Source organism: Streptomyces sp. SirexAA-E (assembly GCF_000177195.2).
GTDB classification, from domain to species: domain Bacteria; phylum Actinomycetota; class Actinomycetes; order Streptomycetales; family Streptomycetaceae; genus Streptomyces; species Streptomyces flavovirens.
Window position 1 is genome coordinate 5479743 of sequence record NC_015953.1, and the last position, 15868, is coordinate 5495610.

At 73.1% G+C, this 15868-nt stretch carries 13 protein-coding genes; 7 read left to right on the forward strand and 6 right to left on the reverse strand.

Annotated elements, in window-relative coordinates; translation table 11 throughout:
* Positions 1-60: 60 nt before the first annotated feature.
* On the reverse strand, positions 61-4770 hold the full coding sequence (locus SACTE_RS24525; RefSeq protein ID WP_026359124.1) for a DEAD/DEAH box helicase: 4710 nt from the start codon (positions 4768-4770) through the stop codon (positions 61-63).
* A 114-nt stretch (positions 4771-4884) separates the two neighbouring features.
* Here SACTE_RS24525 and SACTE_RS24530 point away from each other — a divergent pair, with 114 nt between their 5' ends.
* From SACTE_RS24530 to SACTE_RS24540, 3 genes are read left to right on the forward strand one after another with little or no spacing between them, the layout of a single operon-like run.
* On the forward strand, positions 4885-5748 hold the full coding sequence (locus tag SACTE_RS24530; protein WP_014048708.1) for an AraC family transcriptional regulator: 864 nt from the start codon (positions 4885-4887) through the stop codon (positions 5746-5748).
* Between the two features lie 10 nt (positions 5749-5758).
* Positions 5759-6532, forward strand: coding sequence for an AzlC family ABC transporter permease (locus SACTE_RS24535; protein WP_026359125.1), 774 nt, complete (start codon positions 5759-5761; stop codon positions 6530-6532).
* Positions 6529-6834: an AzlD domain-containing protein gene (locus SACTE_RS24540; protein WP_014048710.1), complete on the forward strand. Its 306-nt coding sequence runs from the start codon at positions 6529-6531 to the stop codon at positions 6832-6834. The genes SACTE_RS24535 and SACTE_RS24540 overlap by 4 nt, the downstream gene beginning before the upstream one ends.
* Before the next feature lie 4 nt (positions 6835-6838).
* Here the strand turns inward: SACTE_RS24540 and SACTE_RS24545 are convergent, their stop codons facing one another.
* Positions 6839-7753 carry a hypothetical protein gene (locus tag SACTE_RS24545; protein WP_014048711.1) on the reverse strand — a complete coding sequence of 305 codons (915 nt, stop codon included), beginning with the start codon at positions 7751-7753 and terminating at the stop codon, positions 6839-6841.
* A gap of 79 nt (positions 7754-7832) precedes the next feature.
* Between SACTE_RS24545 and SACTE_RS24550 the strand changes: the two genes are divergently transcribed.
* The 4 genes from SACTE_RS24550 to recX all read left to right on the forward strand — a co-directional run bounded on the left by SACTE_RS24550 (position 7833) and on the right by recX (position 11469).
* Positions 7833-8027 carry a DUF3046 domain-containing protein gene (locus SACTE_RS24550; RefSeq protein ID WP_014048712.1) on the forward strand — a complete coding sequence of 65 codons (195 nt, stop codon included), beginning with the start codon at positions 7833-7835 and terminating at the stop codon, positions 8025-8027.
* Between the two features lie 179 nt (positions 8028-8206).
* Complete coding sequence (locus SACTE_RS24555; RefSeq protein WP_014048713.1) at positions 8207-9391, forward strand: AI-2E family transporter; 1185 nt, start codon at positions 8207-8209, stop codon at positions 9389-9391.
* A gap of 260 nt (positions 9392-9651) precedes the next feature.
* On the forward strand, positions 9652-10782 hold the full coding sequence (recA, locus tag SACTE_RS24560) for a recombinase RecA (RefSeq protein WP_014048714.1): 1131 nt from the start codon (positions 9652-9654) through the stop codon (positions 10780-10782).
* A 3-nt stretch (positions 10783-10785) separates the two neighbouring features.
* On the forward strand, positions 10786-11469 hold the full coding sequence (recX, locus tag SACTE_RS24565; RefSeq protein WP_014048715.1) for a recombination regulator RecX: 684 nt from the start codon (positions 10786-10788) through the stop codon (positions 11467-11469).
* 21 nt (positions 11470-11490) lie between these two features.
* Here the strand turns inward: recX and SACTE_RS24570 are convergent, their stop codons facing one another.
* The 4 genes from SACTE_RS24570 to SACTE_RS24585 form a co-directional block, all read right to left on the reverse strand.
* A complete protein-coding gene (locus SACTE_RS24570; protein ID WP_014048716.1) occupies positions 11491-12252 on the reverse strand; it encodes a hypothetical protein in 762 nt (253 codons plus the stop codon).
* 171 nt (positions 12253-12423) lie between these two features.
* Entirely contained in the window at positions 12424-12816 is a 393-nt protein-coding gene (locus SACTE_RS24575; RefSeq protein ID WP_226995183.1) for a rhodanese-like domain-containing protein, read from the reverse strand.
* A 113-nt stretch (positions 12817-12929) separates the two neighbouring features.
* Entirely contained in the window at positions 12930-13523 is a 594-nt protein-coding gene (locus tag SACTE_RS24580; RefSeq protein WP_014048718.1) for a cysteine dioxygenase, read from the reverse strand.
* 190 nt (positions 13524-13713) lie between these two features.
* Positions 13714-15513, reverse strand: a complete 1800-nt coding sequence (locus SACTE_RS24585; RefSeq protein WP_014048719.1) for an FAD-dependent monooxygenase — start codon at positions 15511-15513, stop codon at positions 13714-13716.
* Between the last annotated feature and the right edge of the window lie 355 nt (positions 15514-15868).

Below are 15868 nucleotides of genomic sequence, written 5' to 3' on the forward strand. Positions count from 1 at the left end.
GTGGTGCGGGTGGCGGGTGGCGGGTGGTGGGCAGCTGGGCGGTGGGCGTCAGGGTCAGGGTCAGGCGCGCAGGCGCAGGCCCCTCGGGGTGGCGAGGAAACCGGCCGCCTCCAAGGTGCGGCCCAGCGGCGAGGTGAGGGACGAGGCGCCGTTGGTGCGCTCGACCGTGACGGTGCCCAGTGTGCCCGCGCGGGCCGCCGCCGCGAGCGCCTCCGCCGCGGCCACGAGTGCTGGATCGCCGGGGTCGGTCGGCCAGGCCAGCAGGGACTTGCCGCCACGCTCCATGTACAGCGTCAGCTCCCCTTCGACGAGGACCACCAGGGCGCCCGCCTTACGTCCGGGCTTGTGCCCCGCCCCGTCCGGTGACTCCGGCCAGGGCAGCGCCGCGCCGTACGCGTTCGCCGGGTCCGCCGCGGCGAGGACCACCGCGCGGGGAGCCGCGTCGGGGTCCCGGCGCTCGCGGGCGGTGGACACCGCCCTGAGCCGGTCGACCGCGCCTTCCATCGCGAACTGCGCCGCCCCCAGTCCCTCGACGACATAGCCCCGGCGTGCCTGGCCGCTGTCCTCGAACGCGGCGAGGACGCGGTATGTCGCGGAGAACCCGCCCTCGACGCCTTCGGCCTGCACCGCCCCCCGGGTCACCACACCGTGGCGGTCGAGGAGCGTCCGGGCCAGGGCGTGCGCGCGATGGGTGGGCTCCGGCTGCGCCGCGGGGAGCAGGGACCAGCGGCCGGATACGGTCGGCGGGCCGGTGCGGGAGGCGGGCCGCGCGGCCCCGGTCAGGGTGCCGTAACGCCCGCGCGGGACACTGCGCTTCGCCCGGTGGGCGGTGGAACCGGCCGTACGGCCCGAACCCAGGAGCGACCGCAGCGGGGCGAGGGTGTCGTTGGTGAGCCGACCGGACCAGACCAGGTCCCAGAGCACATCGGCGAGTTGCGGATCGGTGCAGTCCGGGTGAGTGGTGGCACGCACCTGGTCGGCGATCTGCCGGAAGAACAGGCCGTAGCCGCCGGAGAGGACACCGAGGACCGACTCGTGCAGGGCGGTCTCCTCCAGCGGATGGGGCGGCGGCAGCAACAGGGGGGCGTTGTCGGCGAGGTAGAGGGAGAGCCAGCCGTCCTTGCCCGGCAGCGCTCCCGCACCGGCCCACACGACCTCGCCGGTCGTGGTGAGTTCGTCGAGGAGCGCGGGTGTGTACCCCGCCACCCGACTCGGAAGGATGAGCTTCTCCAGGGCGGACGCGGGCACCGGTGCGCCCTGCAACTGCTCGACGGCACGGGCCAGTCCGTCGATCCCGCGCAGGCTGCTGTCGCCGATGTGCTGCCACTGGGGCAGGAAGCCGGCCAGCGCCGCGGGCACAACCGGTTCCAGCTCCTGGCGGAGGGCGGCGAGCGAGCGGCGGCGCAGCCGGCGCAGGACCGTTGCGTCGCACCACTCCTGGCCGATCCCGGCGGGGTGGAACTCACCCTGGACGGCTCGCCCCGAGGCGGCGAGCCGCTGCAGCGCTCCCTCCGTGACGGCCGTGCCGAGTCCGAAGCGGCTCGCCGCCTGGCTGGTGGTGAAGGGTCCGTGCGTACGGGCGTAGCGGGCGAGGAGATCGCCGAGCGGGTCCTTCACCGGCTCGGTGAAGGCCTCCGGGACGCCTACGGGCAGCGCGGTGCCCAGGGCGTCACGCAGCCTGCCCGCGTCCTCGACCGCCGCCCAGTGGGGTGCTCCGCCGATGCGGACCTCGATGGCACGGCGGGTCGTCGCCAAGTCCTGTGCCCACTGCGGCTCGGCGCCGCGCTCGGCGAGCTCCGCGCCGGTGAGCGGACCGAGGACGCGCAGCAGATCGGCGACGCCCTCGACGTCCTTGATCTTCCTGTCGTCGGTCAGCCATTGCAGCTCGCGCTCCAGCTCGCCGAGGACGTCGGCATCCAGCAGTTCGCGCAGCTCCGCCTGCCCGAGCAGTTCGGCCAGGAGGTGGGAGTCCAGCGAGAGCGCGGCGGCACGCCGCTCGGCCAGGGGGGAGTCGCCCTCGTACAGGAACTGCGCGACATAGCCGAAGAGGAGGGAACGGGCGAACGGCGAGGGCTCCTGGGTGGTCACCTCGACCAGGCGGATACGGCGGGCCTCCAGGTCGCCCATCAGTTCGGTGAGCCCCGGGACGTCGAACACGTCCTGCAGGCATTCGCGGACCGCCTCCAGGACGATCGGGAACGAACCGAACTCGGAAGCCACCTGGAGCAGCTGGGACGCCCGCTGGCGCTGCTGCCAGAGCGGGGTGCGCTTGCCCGGACTGCGGCGGGGCAGCAGCAGGGCCCGCGCCGCGCACTCGCGGAAACGGGAGGCGAACAGGGCCGAGCTGCCCACCTGGTCGGTGACGACCTGACTGATCTCGCCCTTGTCGAAGACCACATCGGTGGCACCGACGGGCGGCTGGTCGCTGTCGAACCCGCCACCGGGGAAGAGGGGGGCCGGTGTGCCCGCCCCCGCGCCCGTCGCCGGATCGCCGGGATCCGTCCCGACGGGGTCGAAGTCGAGAAGGTCGAGGCCCATCATGTCGGCGTCCGGCAGCCTCAGGACGATGCCGTCGTCGGCGTGCATGACCTGCGCGTCCATGCCGTACCGCTCGCCGAGCCGGGCGGACAGGGCGAGCGCCCAGGGGGCGTGCACCTGAGCGCCGAACGGCGAGTGCACCACGATCCGCCAGTCGCCCAGCTCGTCGCGGAACCGCTCGACGAGGATGGTCCGGTCGTCGGGGACATGACCGCACGCGCGGCGCTGCTCGTCGACGTACGACAGGATGTTGTCGGCCGCCCAGGCGTCGAGACCGGCGGCGAGCAGCCGCAGCCGTGCGTCCTCGGGCGACAGCCCGCCGATCTCCCGGAGGAACGCTCCCAGCGCACGCCCCAGCTCCAGCGGGCGGCCCAGCTGGTCGCCCTTCCAGAACGGCAGGCGTCCCGGGACTCCCGGTGCCGGCGAGACCAGGACACGGTCCCGGGTGATGTCCTCGATCCGCCAGGACGTGGTGCCCAGGGTGAACACGTCGCCGACCCTGGACTCGTACACCATCTCCTCATCCAGCTCGCCGACTCGGCCGCCGCCCTTCTTCGGGTCGGCGCCGGCCAGGAAGACTCCGAAGAGCCCGCGGTCGGGAATGGTGCCGCCGGACGTGACGGCGAGCCGCTGAGCGCCCGGGCGGCCGGTGACCGTACCGGCGATCCGGTCCCAGACCACCCGCGGGCGGAGCTCGGCGAAGGCGTCGGACGGATAGCGCCCGGCGAGCATGTCGAGGACGGCCGTGAACGCCGATTCGGGCAGTGAGGCGAACGGGGCGGCCCGGCGGGCCAGGGCCAGCAGGTCGTCGGCCTGCCAGCTGTCGAGCGCGACCATGGCGACCAACTGCTGGGCGAGCACGTCCAGAGGATTGGACGGGACCCGCAGGGCCTCGATGGCACCCTCACGCATCCGCTCGGTGACGACGGCCGCCTGGACGAGGTCGCCGCGGTACTTCGGGAAGACCACCCCGGTGGACACCGCGCCCACCTGGTGCCCCGCGCGGCCCACCCGCTGCAGCCCGGAGGCCACGGACGGCGGCGACTCGACCTGGATCACCAGGTCGACCGCGCCCATGTCGATACCGAGCTCCAGACTCGACGTGGCGACCACGGCCGGCAGCCTGCCGGCCTTGAGGTCCTCCTCGACCTGGGACCGCTGCTCCTTGGACACCGAGCCGTGGTGCGCGCGGGCGAGCAGAGCGGGCGCACCTCTGGCCGCACCGGACTGCGCCATGATCTCGGCGGGGGAGTGGGCCTCCGGCAGCGGCACGGCGGGCGAGTCCTCGTCGAACACGGTGCCGGTCGCCCGCTCGTAGGCGATCTCGTTGAGCCGGTTGCACAGCCGCTCCGCCAGCCGACGGGAGTTGGCGAAGACGATGGTCGAGCGGTGGGCCTGGACCAGATCGACGATCCGCTCCTCGACATGCGGCCAGATCGACGGCTTCTCCGCCTGCCCGGCCGGGTCGTCCGTGGCGGGGGAGCCGCCCAGCTCCCCCAGGTCCTCCACCGGCACCACGACCGAGAGGTCGAACTCCTTGGCCGACCGGGGCTGGACGATCTCCACCTTCCGCTGCGGCGACAGGAACCGGGCCACCTCGTCGACCGGGCGGACCGTCGCCGACAGGCCGATGCGCCGCGCGGGCCGCGCCAGCAGCTCGTCCAGCCGCTCCAGAGAGAGAGCGAGATGGGCCCCGCGCTTGGTGCCCGCGACGGCGTGCACCTCGTCCAGGATCACCGTCTCGACACCGGCGAGCGCCTCCCGCGCCGAGGAGGTGAGCATCAGGAACAGCGATTCGGGGGTGGTGATCAGGATGTCCGGCGGCTTCGTCGCCATCGAACGCCGCTCGGCCTGAGGGGTGTCGCCGGAACGGATCCCCACCCGGACCTCCGGCTCGGGAAGGCCCAGGCGCACCGACTCCTGGCGGATCCCGGTCAGCGGCGAGCGCAGATTGCGCTCCACGTCCACCGCGAGGGCCTTCAGCGGGGAGACGTAGAGCACGCGGCAGCGCTTCTTCGCCTCGGCGGGCGGCGGCACGGCCGCCAGCCGGTCGAGCGAGGCGAGGAACGCGGCGAGGGTCTTGCCCGATCCGGTCGGTGCGACGACGAGCACGTCCGAGCCCTCGCCGATCGCCCGCCAGGCACCCTCCTGCGCCGCGGTGGGCGCGTCGAAGGCGCCCGTGAACCAGCCGCGGGTCGCGGGAGAGAACGAATCGAGTGCGGAACCGGCCATGCCCACCATCGTGCACCCCGTCACTGACAACGGCCGGGCGCCCGCCCCGCGCGCCCTGTCCGGACCGCCGCCCGGCCCCCCCGGCCGGCGGTCCGGACCTGCGAGAATCCGGCCATGGCGGCAGCGGGAGCGGTGAAGGAGTGGGCACGGCACTGGCAGTACGCCGAGCTGCCGGACCTGGACCTGCTACGGGCCCGCTACGTCCGCCACACCTTCCCGCGCCACAGCCACGAGGGCTACGTCCTCGGCTCCGTCACCCAGGGCATCGAGGATGTCGGCCTGCCGGACGGCACCGTGCACGCCGGACCCGGCAGTGTCGTCATGATCAACCCGGAGGTGCCGCACACCGCGCGCGCCGGGGTGCCCGACGGATGGGTGTACGCCACGCTCTACCCCTCTGCCCGGGTGGTCAACGACATCGCCGCCGACCTGACGAGCCTGCGCGGCACGGTCGGATTCGCCCGGACCAGCGTGGTGGACCCCCAGGCCGCCCGGCTGATAGCCGAGGTCCACCGGGCGGCCGAGGAGGGCAACGCACTGGCCGCCGACAGCGTCCTGCGCGTCCTGGTGGCCCGCCTGCTCGACAGCCACGGCACCGTGCTGCCCTCCCGGGCACCCCGCGCCGCGGGTTCGCGTGACGCGGCCCGTGCCCGGGCTGTCCTGGAGGAGCGGATGGAGCGCCCGCCGACCCTGGAGGCCCTCGCCAGCGAACTGGGCACCAGCCCCTTCGCCCTGCTGCGCGCCTTCAGGAAGCAGTACGGGATGCCCCCGCACACCTGGCTCACCGACGCCCGGGTGCGTCGTGCGCGGCGCATGCTCGACGAGGGGACGGCCCCCGCCGAGGCCGCCACCGCGGTCGGCTTCACCGACCAGCCCCATCTCAACCGTCATTTCACCCGGATCGTGGGAGTACCCCCGGGTGCCTACCGGCGGGAACGCGCAGGAACGTACAAGACGGGTCCCGGATCCCCGCCGTAACGTTCCGGGCGTGCCAGAACAGACAGCATCCCCTCAGAACACCGGCGCCCCGCCGGACGGCGGGCAGCCGGATGCCGCGGTCGTGCGGGATGCGCTCGGCGTCGGTGTCGCCGTGGGCCTCTCCGGCTTCGCCTTCGGGGTCACCTCGGCCGGATCCGGGCTCACCCTGCTCCAGACCTGTGCCTTGAGCCTCCTGGTCTTCACCGGGGCCTCGCAGTTCGCCCTCGTGGGCGCGCTGGCGGCCGGCGGCAACCCCTACACCGCCGCGGCCGGTGCCTTCTTCCTCGGTGTACGCAACGCCTTCTACGGACTGCGGCTCTCCCAGCTGCTGGCCGTGCCGCGCGTACTGAGGCCGCTGGCCGCCCACTGGGTCATCGACGAGACGACCGCCGTCACACTGCCCCAGCCCACCCGGCGGTCCGCGCGCATCGGCTTCACCGTCACCGGCCTCACCCTCTACGTCCTGTGGAACCTCACCACCCTGGTGGGCGCGCTCGGGGCGGAGGCGCTCGGTGACACCGACACCTGGGGGCTGGACGCGGCGAGCCCCGCCGTCTTCCTGGCCCTGCTCGCGCCGATGCTCAAGAGCGCCACGGAGCGCGTGACGGCCGGGCTGGCGGTCCTCCTCGTCCTGGGGCTGCTGCCGGTCCTGCCGGCGGGCGTGCCGGTCCTGGTGGCCGCCCTGGCCGCCCCCGTCGTCCTCTTCCTCAGGGGGCGCGGGGAAAGCGGCGGTACGGGCACGGCCGGCAAGGTGGAGACGACGAACCCCCGGGAGGGCCGGTGAACATCTGGATCGCCATCGGGCTCACGGCGGTGGGCTGCTACCTGGCCAAGCTCCTGGGACTGCTGGTCCCCGCCGGCGTACTCGAACGCCCTCTCGTACAGCGGCTGGCCGCGCTCCTGCCGGTCGCCCTGCTCGCGGCCCTCACCGCCCAGCAGACCTTCGGCGACGGACAGCAGCTGGCGCCGGACGCCAGGGCGGCGGGGCTCGCGGCCGCCGCCCTGGCGCTCGTCCTGCGGGCCCCCTTCCTCGTCGTCGTCGGCGCGGCCGTCGTCGTCACGGCGGGCGTACGCGCCCTGGCGTAGGACCTCAGCGCGGGCCGCGCCCGTAGGCCCTCAGGGTCTGCAGGGCCCTGAGGGTCACGAGCGGCCGCCCCTCCAGCTCGGTGCCGGGCGCCCACCGTCGCCAGCTGACCGGCCACCCACCGTCCTCCCGCTGCTCGGCCGCCAACCGGTCCAGGGAGCCCTCCAGCTCGTCCTCGCTGAACCAGCGGCGCGCCAACGACCCGGGGGTGCGCGCGTAGTCGTACGGGAAGTGGTGCTCCCCGGGGGCATAACCGGGAGCCACCGGGTATTCCGCCCGGCGCCCCGGGTCCAGCACCACGAGGCGCTGCTCGCGCACAAGGTGCCCGAGCCGGTCGGCGGCGGCCTCGGCGCGCGCCCGGTCCGGCACACCGTCCAGGAAGGCGACGGCCGCCTCGATCTCGTACGGGTGAGACCGCTCCAGCGCGTCGACGGCGGCCCAGCAGAAGTCGGTGGCCCGGAACAGCCACGCGTGCCACACCCGGTTGCGGTGCAGCAGCCCGACCACCGGACCGGTCGCCAGCAACTCGGCCGGCGGGTCGTCCACGACGGGGATGAAGGGAGCGGCGGGGTAGCCGCGCTGCGAGGGGTGGAGGGCGGGCAGTGCGCCCTCCTTGGTCGACACCTCGGTCAGATAGCGGCAGATCCGCTCCACCCGCGGTCCCGAGCACCGCCCGATCGAGTCGAGGACGCTGAGCGCGTGGGCGGTGTGCAGCGGCTGGCTCACGGGCCCCCGGAGATCGGGTTCGAGCGCGTGACCGTAGCCGCCGTCCTCGTTGAGGTAGGCCGTGAGAGCGGCCTCGACCGCGTCCGCGCTCCCGCCCAGGAAGAGATGGGCGAACCGCCGTTGTTCCAGGACGCGTGCGGTGAGCCAGACGAACTGCTCGGCGCGGGCGAGGGAGGGTGCTCCGGTTCCAGCCATGGACCGACCGTAGAGGGGAAACAGACGGCGCCAGGGCGTACCGGCCCGGCTGCACTCGCAGGAGCGGGATACTGGAGTCATGCGGTTGACGATTTTCTGGGAGCGGATGGCCGATCACTTCGGTGAGGCCTACGCCGATTCCTTCGCACGCGATCACGTGATGGCCGAACTCGGCGGCCGTACGGTGCACGAGGCGCTCGACGCGGGCTGGGAGACCAAGGACGTGTGGCGCGGGGTCTGCTCGGCGGTGGGGATCCCCCCGGACAAGCGCTGAGGTCCGGCGCCCGCTCGCGGTGGTCGGCCCGGGCCCGGGGCAGGCGCCGGGACCGTACGTCGGTAGGCGAGACTTGTGCCGTGGCACCGACAGACGAGACCGCCCAGAATCCGCCGCCCGCCGCACCACCTGTCCCGCCGGCCGCGCCACCCGAACCGCCCGGTTCCGGTCCCGTGCGCATGCCGGGGTGGCTGCCGCGCGCGATGATCATGGCCCTGGCCCTCTACGGGTGCTTCCAGCTGGGCAGCTGGGCCTTCTACCAGCTCATCGGGTTGCTGACGAACATCGTCATCGCCTTCTTCCTGGCCCTCGCGGTCGAGCCCGCCGTCGGCCGCATGGCCGACCGGGGGATGCGCCGGGGGCTCGCCACCTTCCTGGTGTTCCTGGCGGTACTGATCGCCGGGGTCGGCTTCGTCGTGCTGCTCGGCTCGATGCTCGCCGGGCAGATCGCCAACATGATCGAGGACTTCCCCAAGTACCTCGACTCGGTGATCAACTGGATCAACCAGACCTTCCACACCGAGCTGTCCCGGGTGGGGGTCCAGGACAGCCTGCTGCACTCCGACTGGTTGCAGAGGTACGTCCAGAACAGCGCCACCGGGGTGCTCGACGTCTCCACGACGGTGCTCGGCGGCCTCTTCCGGCTGTTGACGATCTTCCTGTTCTCGTTCTACTTCGCCGCGGACGGCCCCAGGCTGCGGCGCGCGCTGTGCTCCGTGCTGCCGCCCGCCCGGCAGGCCGAGGTGCTGCGCGCCTGGGAGATCGCGGTCGACAAGACGGGCGGCTACCTCTACTCACGCGGCCTGATGGCCCTGATCTCGGGGATCGCCCACTACGTCCTGCTCGTCTTCCTCGACGTGCCCTACGCTCCCGCCCTCGCCGTCTGGGTGGGGCTGGTCTCCCAGTTCATCCCCACCATCGGCACGTATCTGGCCGGTGCGCTGCCCATGCTGATCGCCTTCACCGTCGATCCCTGGTACGCGGTGTGGGTACTCGCGTTCGTCGTGGTCTACCAGCAGTTCGAGAACTACGTGCTCCAGCCGAAGCTCACCTCCAAGACGGTCGACATCCACCCCGCGGTCGCCTTCGGCTCGGTCATCGCCGGAACGGCGCTGATGGGTGCCGTCGGTGCTCTGGTCGCCATCCCGGCGGTGGCGACGCTCCAGGCGTTCCTGGGCGCGTACGTGAAGCGCTACGACGTCACGGACGATCCGAGGGTGTCCGGCGGACGTCGCTGGCGGCGTGGTGAGCCGGTGCTGTCGCGGGTCCACCGTGCGGTGACCGGGAGGGGAGAAGAGAACGAGGACGGCGGCGGTACCGACGACGGTGGCGGAGAAGAGCGGCGGCCGGCATCCGGCGAGTGAGCGGGCCGGCGGCGCCATGTCGTCCCGGCCGCAGGGCCGCTCCACGACCGTGGCAGACCGTGCGCGCGCCGGCACGGGACACGCGTGGTGCGCTTGACACCAAAATCGAACATCCATTCATATGGGGTTCCGGCCGCTGTTTCCCGGTCCCCGGCCGCGGAGTTATCCACAGGTCGGGAGGACGCCGAGGCCCATTGTCAGTGGCAGGGGTTAGCGTCGTTGACGTGAAGCGATCGACACAAGCAAATCGGGTGGAACCCATGGCAGGAAACGACCGCGAGAAGGCGCTGGACGCCGCGCTCGCACAGATTGAACGCCAATTCGGCAAGGGTGCGGTGATGCGTCTCGGTGAGCGGCCGAACGAGCCGATCGAGGTGATCCCCACGGGATCGACCGCGCTCGACGTCGCGCTCGGCGTCGGCGGTCTGCCGCGCGGCCGCGTGGTGGAGGTGTACGGCCCGGAGTCGTCCGGCAAGACGACGCTGACGCTGCACGCCGTGGCGAACGCCCAGAAGCTCGGCGGGTCGGTGGCGTTCATCGACGCGGAGCACGCTCTGGACCCGGAGTACGCGAAGAAGCTGGGCGTCGACATCGACAGCCTCATCCTGTCCCAGCCGGACAACGGTGAACAGGCGCTGGAGATCGTGGACATGCTGGTCCGCTCCGGTGCGCTGGACCTGATCGTGATCGACTCCGTCGCGGCCCTGGTGCCCCGTGCGGAGATCGAGGGCGAGATGGGCGACTCGCACGTGGGTCTGCAGGCCCGTCTGATGAGCCAGGCGCTCCGTAAGATCACCAGCGCGCTCAACCAGTCCAAGACCACCGCGATCTTCATCAACCAGCTGCGCGAGAAGATCGGTGTGATGTTCGGTTCGCCGGAGACCACGACCGGTGGCCGGGCGCTGAAGTTCTACGCCTCGGTGCGTCTGGACATCCGGCGTATCGAGACGCTCAAGGACGGCACCGACGCCGTGGGCAACCGCACCCGAGTCAAGGTCGTCAAGAACAAGGTCGCGCCGCCGTTCAAGCAGGCCGAGTTCGACATCCTCTACGGCCAGGGGATCAGCCGTGAGGGCGGGCTGATCGACATGGGCGTGGAGCACGGCTTCGTCCGCAAGGCCGGCGCCTGGTACACGTACGAGGGCGACCAGCTGGGCCAGGGCAAGGAGAACGCCCGCAACTTCCTCAAGGACAACCCCGACCTCGCCAACGAGATCGAGAAGAAGATCCTCGAAAAGCTCGGTGTCGGCGTCCGGCCGGAAGACCCGGCGGCGGAGCCCGCGGCCGATGCGGTGGTGGCAGCCGGGGCCGCAGCGGACCCGGCGGCGAAGTCGGTGCCCGCTCCAGCGGCCAAGGCGAAGCCGGCCAAGGCCGCGGCGGCCAAGAGCTAGACCGTGACGCGACGTACGGAGTGGTCCGGCGCGGACGCGGGCGCCGGCCCCGAGTCCGCCGCGGAGTCCGCCGAAGGCTTCGGACCCGGTGCGGGGGCCGGGTCCGGCCAGGGGAAGGGGCGCAGGTCCCGTTCCCGCTCAGGAGACGGCGGCTCCTCCCTCCCGTCGAGGGCCGGGAAGGGGGAGCCGCTGGACCCGGTCGAGCAGGCGCGGAACATCTGCCTGAGGCTGCTGACCGGGACTCCGCGGACCCGGAAACAGCTCGCGGACGCCCTGCGCAAGCGGGAGATCCCGGACGAGGCGGCGGAGGAGGTGCTGTCGCGGTTCGAGGACGTCGGGCTGATCGACGACGCCGCGTTCGCGGGTGCTTGGGTCGAGTCCCGGCATCGCGGCAGAGGGCTGGCCAGACGGGCTCTCGTACGCGAACTGCACACCAAGGGCGTGGATTCGGCGCTGATCGACGAGGCGGTCGGGCAGCTCGACTCCGAGCAGGAGGAGGAGACCGCCCGAGCACTCGTTGACCGCAAACTGCGCTCCACCCGCGGTCTGGACCGCGACAAGCGGTTGCGCCGGCTGGCGGGGATGCTCGCGCGGAAGGGGTACGGGGAGGGAATGGCACTGCGTGTGGTGCGCCAAGCGCTCGAAGCGGAGGGGGAGGAGACGGAAGGGCTCGACGAACCCTTCTGAATGAGCCCTTCTGGGCGGGGCTCAGTGCCCGGCGAGTGCGGCCCGGCGGATCGTGGCGTCGAGCAGGGACAGGGCGTCCGACGCCGTGCGCCCGGGCTGACGGTTCCAGGGGCCGATCAGGCCGGTCCAGCCCTGGGCACGCAGTTCGGTGATCAGCCAGGCGCCGGCCCGGTCCACGGTTTCGAGCGAGCCGTACCCCAGACGGTGCGCCGTCAGCATGGCTCCGCACAGACAGCGTGCGCCCCGGGCGTTGCGCAGCCGGTACGGGGTGTTCTGCCAGCCCCACTCGGTCAGGATCTGCCGCGCGTGAGCGAGGTGGACGGAAGGCGGCACATCCGGCTGCCCGATCCGCCGCCAGGTGTGGAGGCGGTCCGGCAGCAGCGCGCCCAGTCGGCCGGGGAGCGGGCGTTCGCGGGGTGCCGAGGGAGGCAGCGCGCGCAGCGACTCCTCCACGAGGCTGTCGACGGACAGCGAGAGCAGCCCACGCCAGTCGGCTGCCGACCCCGCCGACTCTGCCGAAACCGTTCGTTCCGCCGGCCCGGTCCGTTCCCCCGGCTCGGCCGGTACCGCCGAGCCGGGGGCCCGGAGTGGCGGTACCCGCTCGGGCAGGACGGGTTGCGGCAGAACCGGTTCCGGGAGGACCGGGCGTGGGGCGGGGTCCGGAAGCACCGGCTCCGCAGCGGTGTCCTGCCAGCCCGTGACGATTTGCCGCCACGCGTCCGTGTCGTGCAGTCGGGCGGCCTGGGCGTCGAGCTGGTCGGGGGTGAGGGGAACGGTTTCCATCGGCGCGACATCTCCGTACATTGCGGCTCATTACTGAGCCGAATGTCCGTCGCGTGAGGCGTTCCCTCCACCGGGGAGCGGCGTTCGGGTGTGTCAGAGCATGTCGGTGTCGGAGCATGTCAGTCCGGGCGTACCGGTGCCGGGGCCCCGGTGTCAGGCACGGCAGGGCGGTCAGGCGGTCGTGGTGCCCGGCGCCGTGACCGGTAGTCCCGCCGCGCGCCAGGCCTGGAAACCGCCGGTCAGATCGGTGGCCCGGTGCAGGCCCAGCTGCCGCAGGGACGCGACCGCGAGACTCGACGCGTACCCCTCGTTGCAGATCACCACGACCCGCTGGTCGTGGCTCACCGCCTGAGGGAGGCGATGGCTGCCCCGGGGATCGAGACGCCACTCCAGCTCGTTGCGTTCGACGACGAGCGCACCGGGGATGAGGCCGTCCTTCTCACGCAGAGCCGCGTAACGGATGTCCACCAGCAGCGCGCCCTCGGCCGCTGCCGCGGCGGCCTGCGACGGGTCCACCCGGTCGTAGCCGGCCCGGACCCGCTCCAGCAGCTCGTCTATCCCCACCGGCTCCGAGGGGCCTGCGCGTGTGGCACCCGGCTGTGGGAGACCCGGCTCGGTGACACCTGGCTCCGTGACGTCCGGGTGGGGGAGGCGCGGGGCGCCCCGGTGTTCCGCGGTCACTGCCAGTCCTCGGGACGCTCGGTCTGCTCCAGGCGAAGGACCGCGCCCGTGCGGCTGTACCGGCGGATCTGCGGCAGCGGCGGGTAGTAGGCGTGCACGGACACGGCGTGCTCGTGCTCGGACTCGTTCAGCACCTCGTGCACGTGGTGCCGGCCGAACCCCCTGCCCTGACCGGTCGCCAACTGCCGCGTACGGTCGATGTTTTCGTCCAGTTCGAGTGACTTCCAGCCGTCCGCGGGCAGCCGTGCGGCCAGCGAGTGCTCCCGCAGGGCGCCGGTGGCCACCGTGAAGGCGCCGGTGGACTCGGCGTGGTCGTGCCAGCCGGTGCCCGTACCGGGCGGCCAGCCGATCAGCCATGCCTCGCTGCCCCCGGGCCCTTCCAGCCGGAGCCAGGTGCGGCCCTCGGGGTCGAGAGGGAGAGATGCGATGAGCGCGGTGTCCTCGGCGGCCCGCCGGACGAAGGCGAGCAGGTCCGCGACGCTCGGCCCGGAGGAAGCGGGTCCGGACTCGCCGCCGGAGGCAGCCGTGCCCGTGGAAGGAGGCGTGGACGTGGAAAGAGACGTGGGCGTGGAGGGAGAGGGCACAGACACAGGGACCGTCCTGAGAGTTCGCGTGGAGACGCAGCCGTGCGGCACACAGCACGGGGCGTGGGGAAGGCGATTCAGCAGGACGGACGACACACGCAGCCCGCATAGCGGACGAGGTCCATATGGACCCTCCGCCACAGGCGCACATCGGTGTCGGTCATGATCTGGAGTACACCATGTGCGCCTGCGGTGGTCAATCGACGTCCGCGGTGCGGTCGGAACCTCCTCCGGACCGGCCCTGGCCCCTGGACGGGCCGGGCCCCTTCGACCGGCCGGAACCACCGGACCGCCGGGAGCCGCCGGGTGCCCGGACCTCGCCCCGGGACCGCGGGCGGTCGTCCGCGCGGTCCCCGGCCGGGTCCCGGTCCCGGTGCCCGTGTGCGCCCTCGTCGTCGTTCGTGGCCCCGGCGTCGTACGCCGTACCGGGGGCGCCTCCGCGGGCCGCGTCGGCCGCCGCGAGGAGTTCCGCGGGCCGGACCCCGTTGAAGGCCGCCACCAGGTGCCCGTCCGGCCTCACCAGCAGCACGGTGTGGGCCGTCGCCCCCGGATAGCTCTCGGACACCAGGAGCTCCGCCCTCACGGGCAGCGCGTCCACCGCCTCGACGAGCCGGGGCATGACACCGGCGGTCAGCCAGTGCCGCCGGTCCCACACCCCGGTGCCCGGAGCCACCAGGACCACCAGCAGGCGCCCCTGCCCCAGCCGGTCGCGCAGCCGAACCGAAGCCCCGTCCGGCGCCGTCACCCGCACATCGGTGACCGGCGCACCGGGGGGCGTACTCACCGGGGTGTGCGCCCCGGCGCGTTGAGGCGAAAGGGGGGAGTGCGTGTACGAGGGGGGCGCACCCAGCGGGCCGCACCCCAAGTGGCCGTCGGCCAGTAAGGTGTCGTGCCCGCGCGCGCTGCCCGGTACGAGCGTCCGCAGGCCCGCTCCGCCGCGCAGTATCGGCAGTGACTGGTCGGCCGCGCGCAGCCGGGAGGCGACCGCGGCTCGCCGCTCGGCCTGGTAGCTGTCGAGGAGCAGCTCGGAGGCGCCTTGGTGCCAGGCCTGCGCCAGCTTCCAGGCAAGGTTCTCGGCGTCCCGCAGGCCCTCGTCCAGGCCCTGGGTACCGAGCGCTCCCAGGAGGTGCGCGGCGTCCCCGGCCAGGAAGGCCCGCCCGGAGCGCCACCGCCGGGCCAGCCGGTGGTGGAGGGTGTACACGCCGGTGTCGAGCAGTTCGTAGGGCGGGGTCTCGCCGCACCAGCCCGCCAGGGTGTCGCGGATCCGGGTGATCAGGGCGTCAGGGGTGACGAGTTCACCGCGCGGCGGCAGGAGCCAGTCGAGCCGCCAGACCCCGTCCGGCAGCGGGCGCGCCGTGACCTCGGCACCTCCCGTGCGCCAGGGCGGGGACCGGTGCAGCACGGCCTCACCGGGCCAGGGCAGCTCGGCACGGAGCGCGGCGACGGCGTGCCGCTCCACCGCCGTACGGCCCGGGAACCGGATGTCCAGCAGCTTGCGCACCGTGGACCGCGCGCCGTCGCAGCCCACCAGATAGCTACCGCGCCACCAGGTGGCTCCGGGCTCCCTGGTGTGCGCGGTGACTCCGTGCGGGTCCTGTTCCAGTGTGTCGAGCCGGCTGAAGGGCACCAGGCGCACCAGCTCACGCGCCTCGGCTGCCGCCCGCAGCTCCCACGTCAGGGCGTGCTGGGGCAGATGGACGGGCGACGGCAGGGGGACGGTGCCGTCCTCCTCGCCGAGCGGAACGGCCCGTACCAACTGCTTACGGCGGACCGACCGCCAGCCGGTCCAGCGCAGCCCCTTCTCGCGCAGCGACGCGCAGCCGAGCCGCCGCACCAGGTCTGCGGTGTCCTCGCGCAGGACGACGGTGCGGGCGGGACGCGGTTCGTCCTTCCCGGGGCCCTCGTCGAGTACGACGGAGGGGACGCCCTGGTCCGCGAGGGCGAGCGACAACGCCAGGCCCACCGGACCGGCGCCGACGACGATCACCGGGTCCACGGCGAGGCTCCTCGGCGCGGCACGGCGGACAGGGAGGAGGAGGCCGACGATGGGGCGGAGGCGGATGCTCGGGGCGCGATCACAGAACGTATGCAACTCACTGCCGGTGCTTGCGTCAAGTGACAGCCGTGTCCCGGCGCGGGTACGGGTGCCCCGGGGCGCACGCCCACGTCACAGGGCTTCGCACAGCGCACCCGGAGGGAGGCGACCGACCCGTCCGGCGTGCGCCCGGGGTGCGCCGTGGAGGACGGCGGGAGACACCGAACGGGCCCCCGGGTGAACCGGCGGACCCGTTCCGATGGGCGGCGGGCGGCGGGCGGCGGGCGGCGGAACGCGGTCGGCGGTCGGCGGGAGC

Excerpts from the sequence above, each read along its gene's own strand:
- SACTE_RS24525 (WP_026359124.1), bottom strand. The coding sequence starts at position 4,770 with ATGGCCGGTTCCGCACTCGATTCGTTCTCTCCCGCGACCCGCGGCTGG.
- SACTE_RS24530 (WP_014048708.1), top strand. The coding sequence starts at position 4,885 with ATGGCGGCAGCGGGAGCGGTGAAGGAGTGGGCACGGCACTGGCAGTAC.
- SACTE_RS24545 (WP_014048711.1), bottom strand. The coding sequence starts at position 7,753 with ATGGCTGGAACCGGAGCACCCTCCCTCGCCCGCGCCGAGCAGTTCGTC.
- SACTE_RS24550 (WP_014048712.1), top strand. The coding sequence starts at position 7,833 with ATGCGGTTGACGATTTTCTGGGAGCGGATGGCCGATCACTTCGGTGAG.
- SACTE_RS24555 (WP_014048713.1), top strand. The coding sequence starts at position 8,207 with ATGCCGGGGTGGCTGCCGCGCGCGATGATCATGGCCCTGGCCCTCTAC.
- recA (WP_014048714.1), top strand. The coding sequence starts at position 9,652 with ATGGCAGGAAACGACCGCGAGAAGGCGCTGGACGCCGCGCTCGCACAG.
- SACTE_RS24570 (WP_014048716.1), bottom strand. The coding sequence starts at position 12,252 with ATGGAAACCGTTCCCCTCACCCCCGACCAGCTCGACGCCCAGGCCGCC.